This is a genomic window from Bradyrhizobium sp. SZCCHNS1022 (genome assembly GCF_032484835.1).
Taxonomy (GTDB): Bacteria; Pseudomonadota; Alphaproteobacteria; order Rhizobiales; family Xanthobacteraceae; genus Bradyrhizobium.
Map to the genome: position 1 here is coordinate 588,119 of NZ_JAUETT010000001.1, position 19,836 is coordinate 607,954.

Sequence of the window (19,836 nt, forward strand, 5' to 3'; positions counted from 1 at the left end):
GACGCAGCTCAAACGGCGCGCGCGGCGCCTGGCGAGACGGGATCAAGTTTTGGTTATGGCGTTCAGCTCATCGCGCACGCGCGCAATCACCGGGGCGTAGTCGCGGCCCAGATCCTGCCGGAACAATCGCACGTTCGGATACCAGGGGCTGTCGTCACGGTTCAACAACCAGCGATAATCCGGCGTGAACGGCAGCATGATCCAGGTCGGCGTGCCGAGGGCGCCCGAAAGATGGGCAACGCTGGTGTCGACCGTGATGACGAGATCGAGGCAGGAGATCAGCGCCGCGGTGTCGACAAAGTCCACGATATCGGCGGTCAGATCGAGGATGTCCGGACGCAGCGCGAGAAACGCCCGATCCGCGGCGCGAGGTTCCTTCTGCAGGCTGATGAACTGCGCATTCAGCTCGAGGAGCGGCGCCAGCGCCGACAGCGGCACCGAGCGATTGTGGTCGTTGAGATGGGCGGGGTTGCCCGACCAGACCAGACCGACGCGCAGCTTTCCGGTCGGGCCGAGCCGATCCCGCCACATCTGCATGCGCGCGGCCGGCGGGGGCGACAGGTAGGACGGCGCGGACGGAATCGTTTCCAGCTGTGTTGCGAAAGCAAGCGGCAGGCTCGACAACGGACAATGAAAGTCGATGGCGGGCAATTCATCGACGCCGCGTGCAAGACATCGTTCCACGCCGGCAACGCCGGCCAGCAGCAGCTGCAGCACCGCATCGACTTCCAGCAGCACGCGCGCGCCTTGCGCGGCCACCATAGTCGCATAACGGCAGAACTGGATGGTGTCGCCGAGCCCTTCGTCGCTGTGCAGCAGGATCGTTCTGCCCGCGAGCGGCGCATCGGCGAGCCACAAGGGAGCGGAAAATCTGCGCTCGACGAAGCCGACCGCGCGGCAGTTGCGGCCCCATTCGCGCGCCGCCCAGCCGCGCTCGAAATCGCCGGTCAGGAGCCAAAACAGCGCCGCGTTCCAATGCGCATCGGCAAAGTCCGGCTTCAGCGCGATCGCGCGCTCGAAGCTCGCAAACGCCGCCTCGAAGCGGTGCAGCTCGGCGAGCGACGTGCCGCGATGATTGTGAAAATCGGCAACGTCCGGCCGGATGGCGATCGCCGTATCGAACACGGCAATGGCCTCGTCATGCCGACCCAGATTCTGCAGGATGCAGCCGAGGCTGTTGGCGATATCCGGGTCGTGCGGTGCCAGCGCATGGGCGCGTTTTCCGACCTCGAGCGCTTCGGCGTAGCGACGCACCCGCCTGAGCGAGATGCCTTTGAGGCAGAGCACGCCGGGCTGATCCGCTTTCAGCTGCAGCGAGCGGTCGAACCGCGCAATCGCGTCGTCATAGCGGTCGGCGTCGAAATAGGCCAACCCCGCGTGATTGGCGGCGTCGAGATCATTGTGCCCGCATTTCAGCGCTTCATCGAAGCTCAATGCCGCCTCGATGTGGCGGTCCTGCGCCTTCAACAGCTCGCCGAGCCGAAACCAGGTCTCAGCCCGCTGCGGGACGAGTTGCAGCGCCTGGTCATAGGCCTGCGCGGCTTCACTGAACCTGCCCTGCTGCTGCAACAGCGCGCCAAGAGCCTCCCAGCTTTCGACCGCATCGGGCTTCAGCTGCAGCGCGCGATCGTAGCATTTGATGGCTTCGTCCCATCGCCCGCTCGCGCGCAGCGCCTGGCCGAGATCGACGAAGTAGTCAGCGACCGCCGGATCCTGGGTGATCGCACGGGCAAACCATTCGATCGCAAGATCGTGCCGCTCCGTCGCAAGACAAACCCGTCCCATCGCATGCAGCGCATCGGCATGGCCCGGATCCAGGGTCAGCGCACGCCGGCAGGCCTGTTCGGCATCCGCCACCCGGCCGGCCCGCAACATTCGAAGCGCCGCCGCGCACAGCGCCTCTGCCGTATCGGGCTGCGTGGCGCCGGCGACCTTGTTGGACTTGCCGGAAGGCCGGCGCTGCTGGCGATTCATCGCGGATTTCTGCCACTCCTGCAGGCAGCAGTAGATGATTCCCGGATTCCGGAGAAGATTGTTCCGCGCGGTCTTATCGGTCTCAAAGGCTCGGCGCCGGAGCCAGCGGCAGCGCCTGGAGCCCGCCGAAGCGGCGCTCGCGACCATGGAAAGAGGCCAAGGCTTGCGCGAGGTCCTGCGCATCGAAGTCGGGCCACATACGCGAGGTGAAATGCAGCTCGGCATAGGCGCCTTCCCACAACAGGAAGTCGGACAACCGCTGCTCGCCCGAGGTGCGGACGATCAAGTCGACGTCGCGCAACCCGGCCTCACCGGTGACCAGGTTCGAGAAGGTCTCGCGGCTGAGCTCGCCGAGCTCGCGCGCCTTCAGCGCAGCGTTCAGGATCGCGTCGCGCGCCGAGTAATCGACCGCGATCCGCAGGTGCAAGGTGGTGCCGGCCTTGGTCGCTGCTTCGGCGCGGACGATCGCGGCCGCGATCCCATCCGGCAGGCGGTCGCGACGGCCAATGACGGTCAGCCGCACGCCGTTGCGCACCAGCGCCTGGACCTCGTTGGTGAGATAGACGCGCAGCAACGTCATCAGTCCTGCGACCTCGGCGCGCGGGCGGCGCCAATTGTCGCTGGAAAACGCATAGAGCGTCAGGGTGCCGACGCCCTGCTCCGGCGCCGCTTCGACCACGCGGCGGATCGCCTCCACGCCGGCCTCGTGCCCGCGCAGCCGCGACAATCCGCGCCGTGTGGCCCAGCGGCCGTTACCGTCCATGATGATCCCGACATGGAGCTTCTCGCTCACGATCGGTTCATGTTGAGGCTGGAAAGGACTTTGCATCACAAAGCTCCTGGTCAAAAAAAGGGGAGATCAAGCCCGGCTTGGCAGCACGCCGAGCGAGGCGGCCGCATCCTTGCCGACGGGCTCCTTGCCGGCGGCTTTGGCAGCGTCGCGCACCAAACCTTCGAGCACGGCAAGATAGTCGAGGAAGCGACGACGGCCGGTCTTGGTCAGGCGGCAAGTGGTATGCGGGCGGTTGCCCTCATATCCTTTCATCACCTCGACGAGGCCCGCGTCCTGCAGCACTTGCAGGTGTCGCGACAGGTTCCCATCGGTCAGTCCGCATAGCTGCTTCAGGTCGGCAAAGGCCAGCCCCTTTGGATGCGCGATCAACGATGTGAGCAGGCCGAGCCGCGCCTTTTCGTGAATCACGCGGTCGAGCCCGTCGTAAGAGAATGGCGCGCTGTTATCAGTCTTCGACATCGGCTTCTCCGGACGCAAAATACAAAATTGCCGCCATCAACGCCTGACCGACCGCGAACGGCAGGCCCATGGTCCAAGGCGACAGCGAGTGGGTTGCGCTGGCCAGCACGAGCACGGCAAAGCCGGCGAGAAAATACCAGGCGCCCGCCAGCGCCACGGTGCGCGGCAGCAGGCGGACCGAGGCGAATACGCCGAGCGAGGTCAACACCTGCCAGAGCCCCGGCAGCATCCAGAGCGCTTCGGGGGCGAACCTCCACAACAGGATTGCCAGCAGGACGCCGGCAATCCCTGCGGGCAGGAACTGCTCGACCGCCTGGTGGATCATCGCGTCCGCAAGACCGGAGTGATGCCGGCGCGAGCGCGCCCGCATCTCGACCCAGATCATCGCGAGCGACAGGACCGCCGCGGCGGCCCAGCCCAGAAGGAAAGCTAACGGCTGAGCTGTGGGATCATCCAGCAAGGTGTGCTGCAGCACCGCGGTGATGAGCGCAACGGCCGACGTTGCCGCCATCGTGGCCGGACCATAGCCGCGGAACGCGGTGCCGGCAGCGAGTTGACTGCGAATGGCGCCGATGTCGGCGAGCGCCTTGTCGAGATCGCGCATCTCATACCCCGAACGAGTCGAACCGGACCAACTCGTACTTTGTACGGCAAAGTATACGGCCTTGCAAAGTGGATGCAAGGTCTTTCACGTGCTGCGCGACCGATTTTCTCCCTCAGTAATACTGACGGTAGCGATAATACCGCCGACGTTGCGGGGGCGGCAGTTCGTCGGCATAGACCGGAAGACCCCGACGAGCGCGCGCGAAAGCAACCACCGGGTTGATGCCGCAGGACACGAAGCGTCCGGACGCGCTGGCCTGGCATTGAGCGAATGTCTGGTAGGAGCAGTCACCGGGATAGCCGACGCCGCGGCCCTGCACGCACCAGGGATATTCGTATGCCGCCGCCGGCGTGACGCTGGCCGTGCTCGCCAAGCCCGTACCAACCAGGGCCGCTGCCATCAACGCGATCCGACGCATGATTCCTGCCTCCTCCGTCACCGAAGCGCGTTGAAGCACGGTGCCATGGTCAAAAAACGACATTTTCGCGGGCCTCGCGCGATGCGTTCGTCGTGAAGCGACGGAGCCACACCGCCGCGCTATTCCACCTTCAGCCCGGCGAACTCGACCACCTTCTTCCACTTCTCGGTTTCGGCCGCGATCATCGCGCCGAACGCCTCCGGAGACTGGATCAGCGGCTCGCCGCCGAGCTCTATGAGGCGCTTCTTCGTCTCGGCTTCGGCCAGGATGGTGTTGATCTGCTTGTTGAGCGCCGCGACGATCTCCTTCGGCGTGGTCCTGGGCGCACCGACCCCGAACAGCGCGCTCGCCTCATAGCCCGGCACGGTCTCGGCGATCGCCTGTACCTCCGGCAATTGAGGCGAACGCTCGGCTGTCGTGACGCCCAGCGCCCGCAGCGCGCCCGAACGGATGTGCTGGATGATCGAGGGCATATTGTCGAAGATCACCTGCACCTGGCCGCCGAGCATATCCGTGATCGCCGGCGCCGCGCCACGATAGGGCACATGCTGCATCTTGGTGCCGGTCATCGCCATGAACATCTCACCCGACAGATGCACCGAGGTGCCGTTGCCGGAGGAGGCCATGTTCACCTTGCCGGGATTGGCCTTCAGATAGGCAATGAATTCGGCGACGTTGTTGGCCGGCACGTCCTTGTTCACGGTGATCACATTCGGCACGCGATTGAACGAGGCGATCGGCGCGATGTCTCGGACGAAATTGAACTTCAGGTTGGCGTAGAGCGTGGCGTTGATGTAGTTCGCCGGATTGACGAGGAGAATCGTATAGCCGTCGGGGGCGGCGTTCACGACGGATTCGGTGCCGATATTGTTGCCGGCGCCCGGCTTGTTCTCGATCACGAATTGCTGCCCCATGCTCTCCGAAAGCCGCTGACCGATCAGCCTTGCCAGGATGTCGGTGGCGCCGCCAGGCGGATAGCCGACCACGAAGCGGATCGGGCGGGTCGGATAGTCCAGCGCCGACGCGCCGCGGATGAAGGCAGTGGCCGGAACTGCGGAAGCGATCAGGCCGATCGCGTGGCGACGTGAGATCATGCGTTTCCCCGAGGCATTATCGTTGTTATTGCTGGCCCGTCCGCCGCCGTCTTAGCTGGCGGTCTTGAGACCGGATCACCCGCTTCATGAAAAAGGGATAGTCCATGTCGGTCAAGGTCAATGCGCTCGATCACCTCGTGATCAATGTCAGCGACGTCGCCCGCACGACGGAATGGTATCGCAAGATCCTGGGCATGGAGGTCGTCGTATTCGACCCCGGTCCGGGCAAGGCGAAACGCACCTCGCTGATGTTCGGCAATCAGAAGATCAATGTGCGGCCGAAGGACGCGGACAAAGCCGACTGGTTCACCGCCGACCACGAGATGGCCGGCAGCGACGATCTATGTTTCCTCACCACGGCCGCGCCTGAGGACGTGGTGGCGCATCTCAAGGCGCATGGCGTGACGATCGAGGAGGGGCCGGTCGCCAAGCAGGGCGCCCGCGGCACCTTGCGGTCTGTCTACTGCCGCGATCCCGACGGCAGCCTGATCGAGATTTCGTCGTATGCCGAATGAGAGCTGCTTCGACGCCCCGGAGCGGGCCACGTTGCGCGCGATGGCTAAGTAACGGGGGAAACGCGTCCGCGGACCGCGGCGCGAATGCGATCCGCGCCGGCGAGCACGCGACCCGTCAGATCAATGTGCACCCATCGCAACGGGGCGGAAGGCCTGCAACAGCTGCTGATCCAGCTTCGCTCCCATGTTTTCCATGATCGCGAACGCGCGGGCCGGCGGGAACGGCGCCCGGTAGGCTCGCCGCTCGGTCAGCGCGCTATAAATGTCGACGATCGTGGTGAGCCGCACGATGTCGCTGATCTGTTCGCTGCGCAGCGCGTTCGGATAGCCGGTCCCGTCGAGAAATTCGTGGTGGTGCAGAATGACGTCGAGCATTTCCGGCGGGAAGCCACCTTGCGCGGAGAGCGCTTCATAACCGCGCCGCGGGTGCTGCCGCAGGATCGCGATGTCGTCGGATGTCAGCTTGCCCTGCTTGTCGAGCACCGCGACCGGAATGAACGCCTTGCCGACGTCGTGCAGCAGCGCGGCGCGGGTCAGGCGCCGCTGGTCGCCGTCGCGCATGCCGAGATGCAGCGCAAAGCCGACCGCAAAGCCGGTCACGAACAGGCAGTGGCGGTAGGTGTCGTTGTGATGGCAGCCGACGACGGTCAGCCATTCGCGCAGCGACGAATGCTTGATGGCCTTCAGGATCCTGCCCTCGGCCGCGATGATGTCGTCCATCGACAGCGGCACGCCGGCCGGCAGCTTCTCGAAGATCTTGACCATGACCTCGTGCGCCGCCTCGACGCCGCGGTTGAGCAGCTTGCCGCGATCGGTCTCGTCATAGCCGTCATTGCCGGGAAAGGCACCGCGGACCCGCTGCAGCACATCCCCCGGGCTGAACGGACGGGCGATCGTATCGGTCGCGCCGAGCGCCCAGGCCTGCATGGTGGCGTGATGCAGAGCCTCTTGCAGCACGAACAGCCGCGGCATATCGCTGTAAGCGCGCGACGACAGCTTCTTGCGCACTCGCTGCACGCTCTCCGGCGAGCGCAGATTGATGTCGACGATGACGCCGGAGAAGCGGCCTTCTGGATCTTCCGGGATCTCGGCGGTCGGGATCATGTCGACGTCGCCGACCGACCGCAGGATGCGCGCGAGCTCGCTGCTCTGGTCGCCGCGATCCGATGCCAGCAACAAATGGCGCTTGGTTGCGGATGCGGTCTTCTTGGCTACTGCAGTCATGCGTGCGCGCCCCCGGGCCGTTTTGTTGCCGGCAGAATTTACCCGGCCGCGAGTTCCTCGCGGCTTAAGCAGCTCGTTCAAACTGTCTGCATTGCGGTAACCGCGAAGCTAACCTGATCGCGAGAATGCGCGGGAATTCCGGACGATTTGAATCAAAAGATCCGCGGGAAGGCGTACCGGCGCCCGGTCCGCATCACACCCTCCGCAACCCTACGCCTTCATCGCGCCCTTCTTCACCTTGACCTCACCCGAGCGCGCCACCGCGACATGGGCTACGCAGGCGGCCGGCTTGCGGGGCTTTGCGCTCCAGCGAGAAGTCGATCCCCATCCGCACCTGGGAACAATGATCGCGATATCGTGACGGCGCGACGACATCCCAAAGACATCCGCGCCAACTCGCGCGCCCTGCGCTCTATGCTTTGCGATGTGGTGCGAGGCATGCGATCCGACCACATGCTGTTGCAAGCCGCGGCTGTTTTCCTGATCCGCCGGATCACGCTAGACTGCGGCGCAACACACCAGCATCGAGACCGAACAACATGACCTGCATGGAACGCGGCACGGTACGGAGACTGCGGTTTCAGCTTCTGGCCTTGGTCGCCGGCATCGCGACGCTTGGCTCGGCAAAGGCGGATGCGCAACAGATTGGGTGGAGCGCCGCGCACCGCGTGCCGTTCACGGCAACGCTCTCCAACAACATACCGCTTGCCTTCGGTATGGACACCGAGACGACAGCCCGCGCGCTCGGCCAGCCGCTCCATTACGTGAGGGGATCGCCGGGCAACGAGATCTTTCTGGTGCTGCGCAATCTCGGCGGCAGCGGCCTGGTCCCGCATCACCATCGGCTGTTCCTCAAGTTTCGCCAGGGGCGGCTGACGGGCTGGAAAGAGGACTATGGCGAGAACTGGATGTGGCAATAGCAGCGAACGCGCCGCTTCGATCCGATCTCCAGCAAACTCAATGAGGAACGATCCGTGGGACACGACACCAAGCTGACGGCATCCGACAATTTTGAGCTCGGCGCCTACCGCGCCGATCCCGCAGGCCAACCGAAGGGCGCGCTGGTCGTGATCCAGGAGATCTTCGGCGTCAATCACCACATCCGCCACGTCTGCGATCGCCTCGCCGCGGAAGGCTATATCGCCGTGGCACCCTCGATCTTCGATCGGGTCGAGCCCGGCTTCACCTCGGGCTATTCGCCGGAGGAAGTCGCGGTCGCGCGCAAATTCATCACCAATCCGGATTGGGAGGCGATGCTGCGCGACACCCAGGCCGCAATCGATTCCGTGCAAGCCGCCGGCCCTGTCGGCATCATCGGGTTCTGTCTCGGCGGCAGCATCGCCTATGCGGCGGCTCTCAGGCTGTCGGGGTTGAAGGCCGCGGTCGGCTATTATGGCGGGGCGATCGTGCGCTTCGCCGACGAGCCGCTAAAGGTGCCGGTACAACTGCATTTCGGGGAGAAGGATGCCGGCATTCCCTTGAGCGACGTCGAGACCATCAAGGCCAAGCAGCCAGAGGTCGAAATCTTCGTCTATCCGGGGGCGCAGCACGGCTTCAGCTGCGACGAGCGCGCGAGCTACGACAAGACCTGCGCCGATCTCGCCTGGCCGCGGGCGATGGCATTTTTCGGCAAGCATCTGAAGTGATCGGCTGTCATTCCGAGGCGCGCGAAGCGCGCCCCCGGAATCACCGATCACGTCAGAACCAGCGTTCGCTGACCTGGATGGTATCGCCGGGTTTCAGCGAGGTACCGAGTGGCACCTCGTAACGTGCCGTCCCCGATGCGTCGGTATGGGTCAGCGTCACCGTGTCGCGCCGGGCCCTCGGCGAGAAGCCGCCGGCAATCGCGATCGCGCTCTCGACCGTCATGTTCGGCACGTAAGGATATTGGCCGGGCGCCTGCACCTCGCCGAGGATGAAGAACGGCCGATAGGCTTCGATCTCGACAGCCACCGACGGCTCACGGATGTAGCCGTTGCGCAAGCGGCCTGTGATCTCGGAGGCGAGGCCGGCCGTGGTGCGGCCGCGCGCGGGCACGGCACCGATCAGGGGCATGGTGATCGATCCCGATGCGTCGATCGCATAGGTATTCGTCAGGCCCTCCTGGCCGTAGACCACGACGCGCAGCTTGTCGCCGGCATCGAGATGATAGACGGAGTCGCGACTTCGCACCGGGCCGCCATAGGCGACCGGCATGGGAGCGGCGGCGAACGACTCGCGCAGCGCCGCGATCGCCCCCCCGCCCTGCCCGGTGGCGGCAACCGGGCGTGAAGCAGGCGGCGGACCGTAGGCCATTGCATCGAGATCGCTCGCGGACTGGCCGACGGCCACGGGGGAGACCGTCTGCATGCAGCCCGACAACAGCGAGGCAATGACGATGGCAATGACCGGCAGAGAGAACGCGCGCACTCGGGACAATCCCAGAAAGAGGATATGCCTAGTGATGCGCGGTTAAGGTTAACAAAGCGTTGGCGCGCGGTGCGGCGTCCCGTCCTCCGCGATCCCAGCCGATCGAAACAGCGAGTTCCGTCCTCCGCTCAGCGAGGAGGAAGACGGCGAACGTGCACCCACCGAGCTTCACTCAGCTTACGCGCTGACGCCGATACCGATCGGACAGGCGACGCCGGTGCCGCCGAGGCCGCAATAGCCGGCCGGATTCTTCGCCAGATATTGCTGATGATAATCCTCGGCGAAATAGAACGGGCCGGCGGGCCCGATCTCGGTCGTGATCGCGCCGAGGCTCTTCGCGCTCAGCGCCTTCTGATAGGCGGCCTTGGACTCTGCAGCCGCCTTCGCTTGCGCGTCGTCGAAGGTGTAGATCGCCGAACGATATTGGGTGCCGACATCGTTGCCCTGGCGCATGCCCTGGGTCGGATCGTGGCTTTCCCAGAACGTCTTCAGCAGCCGCTCATAGGAAATCAGCTTCGGATCGAACACGACCAGCACGACCTCGGCATGCGCGGTCCGTCCCGAGCACACTTCCTCATAGGTCGGATTGGGCGTGTGACCGCCGGCGTAACCGACTGCGGTGACATGGACGCCATCTCCGAGCTGCCAGAACTTGCGCTCGGCGCCCCAGAAGCAGCCGAGCCCGAACATGGCCTGCGCGAAGCCGGCCGGATAAGGCGCTTGCAGACGATGGCCGTTGACGAAATGCGTGGTCGCGGTCGGGATCGGGGTGCTGCGGCCTGGCAGCGCCTCGGCGACGCTCGGCAGGTCGGTGGCTTTGCGCGTGAACAGCATGGCTTTCCTCCGGGCACGGTCCGACGGCCCGCAGGAGGCGGCGCCGTCACCTTCGGCCGATCTTATATAGGGCTCTACGTTGGGACCGGCAGGCCCGTTACCGATCGGCAGCTATGGAGATCAGTCGCGGGAATAGCCGATCAGAGGCTTGCGCGGGCGGAACACCAGCATCAGGACGATGCCCAGGAGACCAAACACGGCAAACACCGGCTGATCCAGCACGCCCTTGACGATCCATTCCCACAGGAAGGGCGCCCTGGCCTCGATCCAGGCATGGAACGCGGCCTGGCTGGACTGATGGACGTCGTTCCAGAACTGGCCGAAGCGGGTGAATTGCAGGGTCTGATCGGCCACCCAGCGAGCGCCGTCATAGACCATGAAGATGAAACCGCCGGCCAAGAGCAACAGCCCCACCAGTCGGAAGAAACCGCGGATCATGCCTCACCTGCTCCTGTGGCGCGGTCAGCGCGCTGCTAGGCCTTACCGGGCGATTTCAGGAAATTCAACCTCGTCAGGGGCTTACGGCCGCAATTGGCCTGCCGGACCGGGCTTTCCAGCCGCGCGAGGCCGTTGACGCTCCAAAGACCGCCCTCTATAAGGGCCGAAATGGCGGTGGGCGCAATCCCGCCGCCGCTGTTCTTTGAGCAGCGCCGACCTACCGAGCCTCTGGCGCTCCGGTCATGGCATTCTCAGAGAGGCGTCCAAACAACCCATCGCGTCGATCGGGCCGCAAGCCGCGGCCAGCGCGGATCTGCAGATTGCGGCGACGCTTGCCGCCGAAGGATATGTGAGAGCATGGCCAATACGACTTCAGCCAAGAAGGCGACGCGCAAGATTGCCCGCCGCACCATCATCAACAAGTCGCGTCGCACCCAGATGCGCGGCGCGGTGCGCAGTGTCGAGGAAGCGATCGCGAAGGGCGATCGCGAGGCGGCGTTGCAGGCAATGACGCGCGCCGAGCCGCAGCTGATGCGCGCGGCACAACGCAACATCATTCACAAGAACAGCGCGAGCCGCAAAGTATCGCGCTTGTCGCACCAGATCGCGAAGCTCGCGAAGTGAATTGATCGCACCATCCTAATCACGCAATGATGCATCGAAGCCCGGCGCGACGCCGGGCTTTTTTGTTGTCTTGTTCTGCGCGACTGCAGTGCAGATATTTTTCTGCGCACACGCGCGACGCATTTGCACGTGCGTTCACCACGTCTGTAGCTTTGCGTGCACGGTCCGTAATTTTACGAGGTGACAATTTAGCCGCACCTGCAACGCGAAGAACGACAGCGTCGCAGACCCAGCACCAACAGTGTCAAGACAACGCGCTTGGCGATTCCGAGCACAGCTGCACGCGCACGATGCGACGCGGGAGTTACTCGAAAAAACAATCTCGAAAAACTTCGGCTCGAAAATGACTTACCCACATAGCGCGACCAAGTATTTGGAAAAGATGCTCGTCAATCGGCCAACGTAAATTTTTTATGAAAAATTTTTGCGCGGCGCGTGCGATCCGTCACATCCGAGATTCCTCGCGCTGATTCAAGAACATGCTTTCTCGAACTGCAACGCTGCACTGCAGAGCGCTCGACGACTCGTTGCAGTGCGCCGATCAAATGGATTGCGAGAACTGGCGCATTGTGTATTTCTTAAATGGCTCGCGGGCGCCCACGATCTTTAAGACCAGCGCGGTTTTAGAAACGGGGCGGACGTGCAAATCGGCGGCGGTGTGCGCGTTGGCGACGCTTTCCAAGCGATTGTCGGTTCGTGGCCCATAGCAATATGGGTGACGGTGAAACTATGTCGAAATTTCTCGGGCGAGGCATCCATGCTTCGTGGTTTTGAACAAGAGAAATACGGGATAGGATCACTCCGGCAGCCACTTCGATAGCAACGCCTGACGAGTGGGACAGTTACGGGATGTAGTGGCGTAGCGGCTGAATCTGGGGTTCAGGCGCGGCTGCATTTGGGACATGTGCGAGATGACAACTTGTCGTGAGCAATCACGGCGAGGCGGGGAGGTTGCATGCTTTACGGACAAGTCGCGGTTTTACACCAACAGCCAGTTCCGGCTCACCCCCTCTTAGCGATCGACTTGGCAATCGATACCGCTAGCACTGCGATGGGCCCTCCCCCCAAGCCTTACCAGGCACCACCGTCGAGTCCGCTCTGATCTCGCGGAGGCCTTATTCCAGCCAGCACTGATCTGACCACCGGCGCTCGCGTCGACGGCGGAGCTATGCCTGGAATCAGCTTCCGGTTCGAGATCGCGCGCGCTTCGGCAGCAAATCTGCGCGAGGGCTCATGGCATTCATCACTCACCTTCAAGAAGTTACGGCGACAATGACAAATTCGGAACAGGAACGCTGGTCTCGGGTCAAAGGTCGGCTGCGGTCGACTGTCGGCGAAGACGTCTACACCAGCTGGTTTGCACGCATGGATTTGGAAAGCGTTCAGGATGAGAGCGTCCATCTGTCGGTGCCCACCCGGTTTTTGAAGAGCTGGATCCAGGCGCATTATGCCGAGCGCGTGCTGTCGTGCTGGCAGGCCGAAATGCCGGAGGTCCACCGGATCGATCTGACGGTGCGCTCGGCGATGCGCAACGCGATGCCGGCAAAGGAGGCGCCCGTGGCGGTCGAAGCACGCCGGGCTGAACGCAGCGACAATCGCCCGACGTTCGAGCCGCGCGCAGCGGCGATGCCGCCGGTCGCCGCCAATCATGACGCCCTCGGCGGCTCGCCGCTCGATCCGCGCCTGACCTTTGCAAGCTTCGTCGTCGGCCGCTCCAACACGCTGGCACATGCGGCGGCCCGCCAAGTGGCGGAAGGCCGTCGCGGCGACCCCGTGATGTTCAACCCGCTTTACATCCATGCCGGTGTCGGCCTCGGCAAGACGCACCTGCTTCAGGCGGTGACGTGGGCCGGCAATGCGAACCCCGAGCGCAAGGTGCTGTATCTTACCGCCGAAAAGTTCATGTACGGCTTCGTCGCGGCGCTGAAGAGCCAGACCGCTCTTGCCTTCAAGGAAGCGCTCCGCGGCATCGACGTGCTCGTCATCGACGACCTGCAGTTCCTGCAGGGCAAGTCGACCCAGGCCGAGTTCTGCCATACGCTGAATGCGCTGATCGATGCCGGCCGTCAGGTCGTGATCGCAGCCGACCGCCCGCCGTCCGATCTCGAAAGCCTCGACGATCGCGTCCGCTCGCGGCTGGCCGGCGGCCTCGTCGTCGAGATGGGAACGCTTGGCGAAGACCTGCGGCTCGGCATTCTCAAATCGCGCGTCGCCGCAGCCCGCGTGCATCACGCCAGCTTCGACGTGCCGGAGCCCGTGCTGGATTATCTCGCCCGCTCCATCACCCATAACGGCCGCGACCTCGAAGGCGCCATCAATCGCCTGCTCGCACACTCCAAGCTGAACAATCAGCCTGTGACCTTGGATATGGCCGAGCGCGAGGTGCGCGACCTGATCCGTCCCTCGGAGCCGAAGCGGATCAAGATCGAGGACATCCAGCGCGTCGTGGCGCGGCAGTACAACGTCAGCCGCTCCGACCTTTTGTCCTCGCGTCGCACCGCCAATGTGGTGCGGCCGCGCCAGGTGGCGATGTACCTGGCCAAGACCTTGACGCTGCGGTCGCTGCCGGAGATCGGCCGCCGTTTCGGCGGACGCGACCACACCACGGTGCTGCATGCCGTGCGCAAGATCGAGGGGCTGGTCGGCAAGGACAGCGCGCTCTCGGAAGAAGTCGAGTCGCTGAAGCGGCAGTTGCAGGAGTAAGTCTCTGCCGCGAGAGGCGCGGACAGAACGTCCTGCACCCGGCGGCCCCCGGCAGCCTTCTTGGCGCCCTTCACCATCCTGTCTTAAACACTGCGCCGGCGGCCTGAAACGGCCGCCGAAAGGTGGGAAATGACCATCCCATCTCTTGCGCTTCCGTCCCATCCGCGCCACTTTACGCTCCCCCTGCGCCCCGACTGAACCGAGGTTCCGATCGGAAGCGGGGTGTCATCGGCCGCGGCGCAGCTCAAAAGCCCGCCGGCATTTCCAGGACATGCTCAATCGGAGCGGGCGGGTATTGCTATGAAGGTCACGGTTGAACGCGCGCAACTCCTGAAGTCGCTGGGACACGTCCATCGTGTGGTCGAACGGCGCAACACCATTCCGATTCTGGGCAATGTGCTGGTCCGCGCCGAACAGTCGCAGCTGTCGCTGAAGGCCACCGACCTCGACCTCGAGGTCACCGAGACGCTGGCCGCGGAAACCGCGACCGCCGGCGCGACCACCGTGCCGGCGCACATGTTCTACGACATCGTGCGCAAACTGCCGGACGGCTCGCAAATCGTGCTCGAAAGCGACGGTGAACGTGCAGTGCTGGCGATCCGCGCCGGCCGCTCCCGCTTTACCCTGCAGACCCTGCCGGAGAGCGACTTCCCCGACCTTGCTGCCGGCGAGATGACGCACGCCTTCACGCTCGCGGCCAAGGACGTCAAGGGCCTGATCGATCGCACCCAGTTTGCGATCTCGACCGAGGAAACGCGGTATTATCTGAACGGCATCTACCTGCATGCGGCCGGCAACGCCAAGCAGCCCACCTTGCGGGCCGTGGCGACCGACGGCCATCGGCTGGCCCAGGTCGATCTGCCGCAGCCGATGGGCGCGGCCGACATGCCCGGGGTGATCGTACCGCGCAAGACGGTCAGCGAAGTCCAGCGGCTGATCGAGGACAACGAGGCCGAGATCCGGATCGAACTGTCGCAGGGCAAGATCCGCTTTAGCATCGGCCAGGTGGTCCTGACCTCGAAGCTGATCGACGGCACCTTCCCCGATTACGGCCGCGTCATTCCGCAGAACAACGACAAGGAACTGATCGTCGACAAGGTCGATTTCGCCGCCGCCGTCGACCGCGTTTCCACGATCTCCAGCGAACGCGGCCGCGCCGTGAAGCTGGCGCTGTCGGCCGGCAAGCTGGTGCTCTCCGTGACCAATCCGGACTCGGGCAGCGCGACCGAAGAGCTCGAGGTCGAATACGCCTCCGACCCGCTCGATATCGGCTTCAACTCGCGTTATCTGCTCGACATCGCCGCCCAGATCGAGGGCGAGGTCGCCGTGCTCCGCCTCGCCGACCCCGGCTCGCCGACCCTGATCCAGGACCGCGACCACAGAAACGCGCTCTACGTGTTGATGCCGATGCGGGTGTGAGGCTGTGGGCATAGCGGCAGCCTTCACCGAGCGCACAGCTTGCTTTATTCGTCATGGCCGGGCTTGACCCGGCCATCCATCCAAACAAATGACCTACTGGGTGTACATTCTTGCCAGCAAGCCCGGTGGAACGCTGTACGTCGGCGTGACTAACGACCTCGTCCGGCGCGTCTACGAGCGTCGCGAGGGCTTGGCTGAGAGCTTCACCAAGCGTTACGGCGTGAAACGGCTGGTCTATTATGAGCCGCACGACACGATTACCGCAGCGCTCCCGCGCGAGAAGAACATCAAGCGCTGGTCACGCGAATGGAAGATTGATCTGATTGTGGCGAGCAATCGCGACTGGCGTGACCTATATGATGAAATCGTCCGCTAGCGCGGACGATGGATTGCCGGGTCAGGCCCGGCAATGACACAGCTCCCGTCACTGCCGTCCGTTCTCAATGACCCCGTCCCGCATCAACCGCCTGGCGCTGACGCATTTTCGCAGCTATCGCTCCGCGAGCGTCGAGGCGCGCGGCGATCTGATCGCGCTGGTCGGCCCCAACGGCGCCGGCAAGACCAATTGCCTGGAGGCGATCTCCTTTTTTGCACCCGGCCGCGGCCTGCGCCGCGCCACGCTGGAGGATGTCGCCGATAACCAGGGCGACGGTTCCTGGGCCGTCTCGGCCGAGGTGGAAGGCGCGCTTGGCCTCGCCACTTTCGGCACCGGCATCGAGCCTCCGAGGAGTGATGCCGCCACGAGCCGGCGCTGCCGGATCGATCGCGAGCCGGTGGCCTCGGCGAGCGCCTTCGGCGACCACATCCGCATGGTGTGGCTGACGCCGGCGATGGACGGGCTGTTCATGGGCGCAGCCTCGGAGCGGCGGCGCTTCTTCGACCGCCTGGTGCTGGCGATCGACAGCGAGCATTCCAGCCGGGTCTCGGCGCTGGAGCGGGCCTTGCGCTCGCGCAACCGGCTGCTGGAAGTGCGCAATTTCGACGACCATTGGTGTGACGCCATCGAGCGCGAGACCGCTGAGCTTGCGGTTGCGGTGGCGGCGAGCCGCGGCCAGACCGCGGTCAAGCTCGCCGCCATGCTGCGCGCCCGCGGCGCCGCCTCCGCCTTTCCATCCGCGGAGATCGCGCTCGACGGCTGGATGGAGAATGCGCTGCTCGCCGAGCCTGCGCTCGCGGTCGAGGACCGCTACCGCGCGATGCTGCGCGACAATCGCGTGCGCGACGCCGCCGCGGGGCGCACGCTCGACGGCCCGCATCTGACCGACCTCCACGTCGTCTACGCGCCGAAGACCATGCCGGCGCGCGATGCCTCGACCGGCGAACAGAAAGCGCTGCTGATCGGCCTCGTCCTCGCGCATGCGACCCTGGTCGCGGAGACCACCGGGATCGTGCCGCTGCTGTTGCTGGACGAGATCGTCGCCCATCTCGATCCCGGCCGCCGCGCGGCGCTGTTCGGCGAGCTTGGAAAATTGGGCGCGCAGGTGTGGTTGACCGGCGCCGATCCCGCGGCCTTTGCCGAGCTCGGACCGTCCGGGGAGGTTTTCGATGTCGAGGCCGGCCGCATCAGCCGCCGCACCGCCTGACCGTCTCGGATTCCGGCACCTTCCTGCGCCTTTCGAGGCACGAAATTCCGTCGTTTTGCGGGGCTGAAATGGCCGGCCGAATCGGGCTTTTGCATCGCCCAAAACGGCGCGCTGCGCACCTTGAAAAACCGTTAAAAAATGCTATCTCTTCAATATCTTACAGGCGTCCACTTTGCGCTAGGCGCGCATCGCCTTTCGTGGCACAAATAGCATTCATCCCATCCCTGCGCGGCACCGCGCCTTCGGGATATCTCAAAGGCCTCACATGACTGAACCCGCCCGGCAAACGATCGCCGAAAACGAGCCTGCCATTGCGAGCACGTATGGCGCGGAATCGATCCGGGTGCTGAAGGGCCTGGACGCCGTGCGCAAGCGGCCGGGCATGTATATCGGCGATACCGATGACGGTTCCGGCCTGCATCACATGGTCTACGAAGTCGTCGACAACGCGATCGACGAAGCGCTCGCAGGCTATGCCACCGCGGTCGAAGTGGTTCTCAATCCCGACAATTCCGTCACCGTGCGCGACGATGGCCGCGGCATCCCGGTCGACATCCATAAGGGCGAGGGCGTATCCGCCGCCGAGGTCATCATGACCCAGCTGCATGCCGGCGGAAAGTTCGACCAGAACTCCTACAAAGTCTCCGGCGGTCTGCACGGCGTCGGCGTCTCCGTCGTCAACGCGCTGTCGAGCAAGCTGCAGCTGCGTATCTGGCGCGAGGACAAGGAGCATTTGATCGAGTTCGCCCATGGCGATGCGGTGGCGCCGCTCAAGGTGGTCGGCGAGGCGAAGGGCAAGCGCGGCACGGAAGTGACATTCCTCGCGTCGACCGACACGTTCAAGATCGTCGAATACGACTACGCCACGCTCGAGCATCGCCTGCGCGAGCTGGCCTTCCTCAATTCCGGCGTCAACATCGTGCTGTCCGACATGCGCCATGCGGTCGAGAAGCGCGAGGAGATGCACTATTCCGGCGGCGTCGAGGAGTTCGTCAAATATCTCGACCGCAACAAGAAGGCGATCGTCCCCGCGCCGATCATGGTGCGCTCGGAGGCCAATGGCATCACGGTCGAAGCTGCGCTGTGGTGGAACGACAGCTACCACGAGAACGTGCTGTGCTTCACCAACAACATCCCCCAGCGTGACGGCGGCACCCATCTCGCCGGCTTCCGCGGCGCGCTGACACGCCAGGTCAACGGCTATGCCGAGGCCAACGCGAAGAAGGAAAAAATCGCGCTGACCGGCGACGACTGCCGCGAAGGCCTGACTGCGGTGCTTTCGGTGAAGGTGCCGGACCCGAAATTCTCGTCACAGACCAAGGACAAGCTGGTCTCGTCCGAGGTGCGGCCGGTGGTCGAGAACGTGCTCAACGAAGCGCTCTCGGCCTGGTTCGAGGAGCACCCGGCCGAAGCCAAGGTGATCGTCGGCAAGGTGATCCAGGCTGCGGCTGCGCGTGAAGCCGCGCGCAAGGCGCGCGAGCTCACGCGCAAGAGCCCGCTCGCCATCTCGTCGCTGCCGGGCAAGCTCGCCGACTGCCAGGAGAAGGATCCGGCCAAGTCCGAGCTTTTCATCGTCGAGGGTGACTCGGCAGGCGGCAGCGCCAAGCAGGGCCGCAACCGCGAATTCCAGGCGGTGCTGCCGCTGCGCGGCAAGATCCTGAATGTCGAGCGCGTGCGCCCGGACAAGATGCTCTCCAGCGAGCAGATCGGCACCCTGATCACCGCGCTCGGCACCGGCATCAGCGACGACTTCTCCGCCGACAAGCTGCGCTATCACAAGATCATCGTGATGACCGACGCCGACGTCGACGGCGCTCACATCCGCACCCTGCTGCTGACCTTCTTCTATCGGCAGATGCGCGAGATCATCGATCGCGGCCATCTCTATATCGCCCAGCCGCCGCTCTATAAGGTCAGCCGTGGCAAGTCCGAGCAGTATCTGAAGGACCAGCGCGCGCTGGAAGATTATCTGATTGCCGCGGGCCTCGACGACTGCGTGTTCAGGACTGCCGATGGCGAGGAACGCAAAGGCCGCGATTTGCTGTCGCTGGTCGAGGATGCCCGCATCATGCGCAACGTGCTAGGCAATCTGCACAGCCGCTACGACCGCAAGGTGGTCGAACAGGCAGCGATCGCCGGCGTGCTGCGACCGGACATCACCCGCGACATCGCCACCGCGGACGCCGCGGCGGAATACATCGCCAAGCGGCTCGACGTGCTGGCGGACGAGGTCGAGCGTGGCTGGGTCGGTCAGTTTGTCGAGGGCCAGGGCTTCACCTTCGAGCGCACCGTGCGCGGCGTCAAGGATGTCGCCGCGATCGATGATGCGCTGCTTGCCTCGGCGGACGCCCGCAAGCTCGACGACTACGCGCCGCGCCTGCAAGAGGCCTATGCGAAGCCCGGCCTGCTCCGCCGCGGCGACACCGAGACGGTGATCCACGGCCCGACCGACCTGTTCGAGGCGGTGACCGATGCCGGCCGCAAGGGCGTCACCCTGCAGCGCTACAAAGGTCTCGGCGAGATGAACCCGGAACAGCTCTGGGAGACCACGCTCGACACCGAAGCGCGCTCGCTGCTGCAGGTGAAGATCAAGGAGGTCGACGAGGCCGACGACATCTTCACCAAGCTGATGGGCGACGTGGTCGAGCCGCGCCGCGAATTCATCCAGGACAACTCGCTTTCCGCCAATGTCGACGTGTAGCTGAGTGCGACCCGGCCGCCATCGGCACGAGTCTCGCGAGACCC

At 64.4% G+C, this 19,836-nt stretch carries 21 protein-coding genes; 9 read left to right on the top strand and 12 right to left on the bottom strand.

The genetic code is table 11. From position 1 onward, the window contains the following. Positions 1-42: 42 nt before the first annotated feature. The 6 genes from QX071_RS02585 to QX071_RS02610 form a co-directional block, all read right to left on the bottom strand. Entirely contained in the window at positions 43-1,974 is a 1,932-nt protein-coding gene (locus QX071_RS02585; RefSeq protein ID WP_315702421.1) for a tetratricopeptide repeat protein, read from the bottom strand. 82 nt (positions 1,975-2,056) lie between these two features. Then, positions 2,057-2,803 carry a di-trans,poly-cis-decaprenylcistransferase gene (locus QX071_RS02590; RefSeq protein WP_315702420.1) on the bottom strand — a complete coding sequence of 249 codons (747 nt, stop codon included), beginning with the start codon at positions 2,801-2,803 and terminating at the stop codon, positions 2,057-2,059. Between the two features lie 30 nt (positions 2,804-2,833). Continuing rightward, entirely contained in the window at positions 2,834-3,226 is a 393-nt protein-coding gene (locus tag QX071_RS02595) for a transcriptional regulator (protein ID WP_315702419.1), read from the bottom strand. Continuing rightward, complete coding sequence (locus tag QX071_RS02600; RefSeq protein WP_315702418.1) at positions 3,213-3,830, bottom strand: hypothetical protein; 618 nt, start codon at positions 3,828-3,830, stop codon at positions 3,213-3,215. The genes QX071_RS02595 and QX071_RS02600 overlap by 14 nt, the downstream gene beginning before the upstream one ends. Positions 3,831-3,942: 112 nt before the next feature. Continuing rightward, on the bottom strand, positions 3,943-4,248 hold the full coding sequence (locus QX071_RS02605; RefSeq protein WP_315702417.1) for a DUF3551 domain-containing protein: 306 nt from the start codon (positions 4,246-4,248) through the stop codon (positions 3,943-3,945). Between the two features lie 119 nt (positions 4,249-4,367). Further along, entirely contained in the window at positions 4,368-5,342 is a 975-nt protein-coding gene (locus tag QX071_RS02610; protein WP_315702416.1) for a tripartite tricarboxylate transporter substrate binding protein, read from the bottom strand. Between the two features lie 104 nt (positions 5,343-5,446). Here QX071_RS02610 and QX071_RS02615 point away from each other — a divergent pair, with 104 nt between their 5' ends. After that, a complete protein-coding gene (locus tag QX071_RS02615) occupies positions 5,447-5,857 on the top strand; it encodes a VOC family protein (protein ID WP_315702415.1) in 411 nt (136 codons plus the stop codon). Positions 5,858-5,977: 120 nt separating this feature from the next. On the opposite strand, the gene QX071_RS02620 is transcribed toward QX071_RS02615, so the two are convergent. Together QX071_RS02620 and QX071_RS02625 are read right to left on the bottom strand one after the other, a co-directional pair. After that, entirely contained in the window at positions 5,978-7,081 is a 1,104-nt protein-coding gene (locus QX071_RS02620) for an HD-GYP domain-containing protein (protein WP_315702414.1), read from the bottom strand. Positions 7,082-7,291: 210 nt separating this feature from the next. Further along, positions 7,292-7,456, bottom strand: a complete 165-nt coding sequence (locus tag QX071_RS02625; protein WP_315702413.1) for a hypothetical protein — start codon at positions 7,454-7,456, stop codon at positions 7,292-7,294. Positions 7,457-7,629: 173 nt separating this feature from the next. On the opposite strand from QX071_RS02625, the gene QX071_RS02630 reads away from it, so the two are divergent. Together QX071_RS02630 and QX071_RS02635 are read left to right on the top strand one after the other, a co-directional pair. Beyond that, positions 7,630-8,001: a hypothetical protein gene (locus tag QX071_RS02630; RefSeq protein WP_315703151.1), complete on the top strand. Its 372-nt coding sequence runs from the start codon at positions 7,630-7,632 to the stop codon at positions 7,999-8,001. Positions 8,002-8,055: 54 nt separating this feature from the next. After that, complete coding sequence (locus QX071_RS02635; RefSeq protein WP_315702412.1) at positions 8,056-8,727, top strand: dienelactone hydrolase family protein; 672 nt, start codon at positions 8,056-8,058, stop codon at positions 8,725-8,727. Positions 8,728-8,779: 52 nt separating this feature from the next. Here the strand turns inward: QX071_RS02635 and QX071_RS02640 are convergent, their stop codons facing one another. From QX071_RS02640 to QX071_RS02650, 3 genes are all read right to left on the bottom strand, one after another. Further along, positions 8,780-9,490 carry a polysaccharide biosynthesis/export family protein gene (locus QX071_RS02640; protein WP_315702411.1) on the bottom strand — a complete coding sequence of 237 codons (711 nt, stop codon included), beginning with the start codon at positions 9,488-9,490 and terminating at the stop codon, positions 8,780-8,782. Between the two features lie 177 nt (positions 9,491-9,667). Then, positions 9,668-10,324 (bottom strand): peptide-methionine (S)-S-oxide reductase MsrA, encoded by a 657-nt coding sequence (gene msrA, locus QX071_RS02645; RefSeq protein WP_315702410.1) that lies wholly within the window; start codon positions 10,322-10,324, stop codon positions 9,668-9,670. Positions 10,325-10,444: 120 nt separating this feature from the next. After that, the gene (locus QX071_RS02650) at positions 10,445-10,762 is read right to left on the bottom strand and encodes a hypothetical protein (RefSeq protein ID WP_315702409.1); all 318 of its coding nucleotides are present in this window, start codon (positions 10,760-10,762) and stop codon (positions 10,445-10,447) included. Positions 10,763-11,119: 357 nt separating this feature from the next. Between QX071_RS02650 and rpsT the strand changes: the two genes are divergently transcribed. Next, a complete protein-coding gene (gene rpsT / locus QX071_RS02655) occupies positions 11,120-11,386 on the top strand; it encodes a 30S ribosomal protein S20 (protein WP_315702408.1) in 267 nt (88 codons plus the stop codon). Between the two features lie 541 nt (positions 11,387-11,927). Here rpsT and QX071_RS02660 read toward each other — a convergent pair. Continuing rightward, complete coding sequence (locus tag QX071_RS02660; protein WP_315702407.1) at positions 11,928-12,068, bottom strand: hypothetical protein; 141 nt, start codon at positions 12,066-12,068, stop codon at positions 11,928-11,930. Between the two features lie 590 nt (positions 12,069-12,658). On the opposite strand from QX071_RS02660, the gene dnaA reads away from it, so the two are divergent. From dnaA to gyrB, 5 genes are all read left to right on the top strand, one after another. Continuing rightward, positions 12,659-14,089 (top strand): chromosomal replication initiator protein DnaA, encoded by a 1,431-nt coding sequence (gene dnaA, locus QX071_RS02665; RefSeq protein ID WP_315702406.1) that lies wholly within the window; start codon positions 12,659-12,661, stop codon positions 14,087-14,089. A gap of 300 nt (positions 14,090-14,389) precedes the next feature. Further along, positions 14,390-15,508 (top strand): DNA polymerase III subunit beta, encoded by a 1,119-nt coding sequence (dnaN, locus tag QX071_RS02670; protein ID WP_315702405.1) that lies wholly within the window; start codon positions 14,390-14,392, stop codon positions 15,506-15,508. Between the two features lie 88 nt (positions 15,509-15,596). After that, on the top strand, positions 15,597-15,884 hold the full coding sequence (locus tag QX071_RS02675; protein WP_315702404.1) for a GIY-YIG nuclease family protein: 288 nt from the start codon (positions 15,597-15,599) through the stop codon (positions 15,882-15,884). Between the two features lie 67 nt (positions 15,885-15,951). Continuing rightward, complete coding sequence (gene recF, locus QX071_RS02680; protein ID WP_315702403.1) at positions 15,952-17,091, top strand: DNA replication/repair protein RecF; 1,140 nt, start codon at positions 15,952-15,954, stop codon at positions 17,089-17,091. 265 nt (positions 17,092-17,356) lie between these two features. After that, positions 17,357-19,792 carry a DNA topoisomerase (ATP-hydrolyzing) subunit B gene (gene gyrB / locus QX071_RS02685; RefSeq protein WP_315702402.1) on the top strand — a complete coding sequence of 812 codons (2,436 nt, stop codon included), beginning with the start codon at positions 17,357-17,359 and terminating at the stop codon, positions 19,790-19,792. The last annotated feature ends 44 nt before the right edge of the window (positions 19,793-19,836 follow it).

Bases quoted from the DNA above. Each gene is read 5' to 3' on its own strand.
- rpsT (WP_315702408.1), top strand. From the start codon at position 11,120: ATGGCCAATACGACTTCAGCCAAGAAGGCGACGCGCAAGATTGCCCGC.
- QX071_RS02585 (WP_315702421.1), bottom strand. From the start codon at position 1,974: ATGAATCGCCAGCAGCGCCGGCCTTCCGGCAAGTCCAACAAGGTCGCC.
- QX071_RS02615 (WP_315702415.1), top strand. From the start codon at position 5,447: ATGTCGGTCAAGGTCAATGCGCTCGATCACCTCGTGATCAATGTCAGC.
- QX071_RS02595 (WP_315702419.1), bottom strand. From the start codon at position 3,226: ATGTCGAAGACTGATAACAGCGCGCCATTCTCTTACGACGGGCTCGAC.
- QX071_RS02650 (WP_315702409.1), bottom strand. From the start codon at position 10,762: ATGATCCGCGGTTTCTTCCGACTGGTGGGGCTGTTGCTCTTGGCCGGC.
- recF (WP_315702403.1), top strand. From the start codon at position 15,952: ATGACCCCGTCCCGCATCAACCGCCTGGCGCTGACGCATTTTCGCAGC.
- dnaN (WP_315702405.1), top strand. From the start codon at position 14,390: ATGAAGGTCACGGTTGAACGCGCGCAACTCCTGAAGTCGCTGGGACAC.
- dnaA (WP_315702406.1), top strand. From the start codon at position 12,659: ATGACAAATTCGGAACAGGAACGCTGGTCTCGGGTCAAAGGTCGGCTG.
- QX071_RS02620 (WP_315702414.1), bottom strand. From the start codon at position 7,081: ATGACTGCAGTAGCCAAGAAGACCGCATCCGCAACCAAGCGCCATTTG.
- QX071_RS02675 (WP_315702404.1), top strand. From the start codon at position 15,597: ATGACCTACTGGGTGTACATTCTTGCCAGCAAGCCCGGTGGAACGCTG.
- msrA (WP_315702410.1), bottom strand. From the start codon at position 10,324: ATGCTGTTCACGCGCAAAGCCACCGACCTGCCGAGCGTCGCCGAGGCG.
- QX071_RS02610 (WP_315702416.1), bottom strand. From the start codon at position 5,342: ATGATCTCACGTCGCCACGCGATCGGCCTGATCGCTTCCGCAGTTCCG.
- gyrB (WP_315702402.1), top strand. From the start codon at position 17,357: ATGACTGAACCCGCCCGGCAAACGATCGCCGAAAACGAGCCTGCCATT.
- QX071_RS02605 (WP_315702417.1), bottom strand. From the start codon at position 4,248: ATGCGTCGGATCGCGTTGATGGCAGCGGCCCTGGTTGGTACGGGCTTG.
- QX071_RS02590 (WP_315702420.1), bottom strand. From the start codon at position 2,803: ATGCAAAGTCCTTTCCAGCCTCAACATGAACCGATCGTGAGCGAGAAG.
- QX071_RS02625 (WP_315702413.1), bottom strand. From the start codon at position 7,456: ATGTCGTCGCGCCGTCACGATATCGCGATCATTGTTCCCAGGTGCGGA.
- QX071_RS02600 (WP_315702418.1), bottom strand. From the start codon at position 3,830: ATGCGCGATCTCGACAAGGCGCTCGCCGACATCGGCGCCATTCGCAGT.
- QX071_RS02630 (WP_315703151.1), top strand. From the start codon at position 7,630: ATGGAACGCGGCACGGTACGGAGACTGCGGTTTCAGCTTCTGGCCTTG.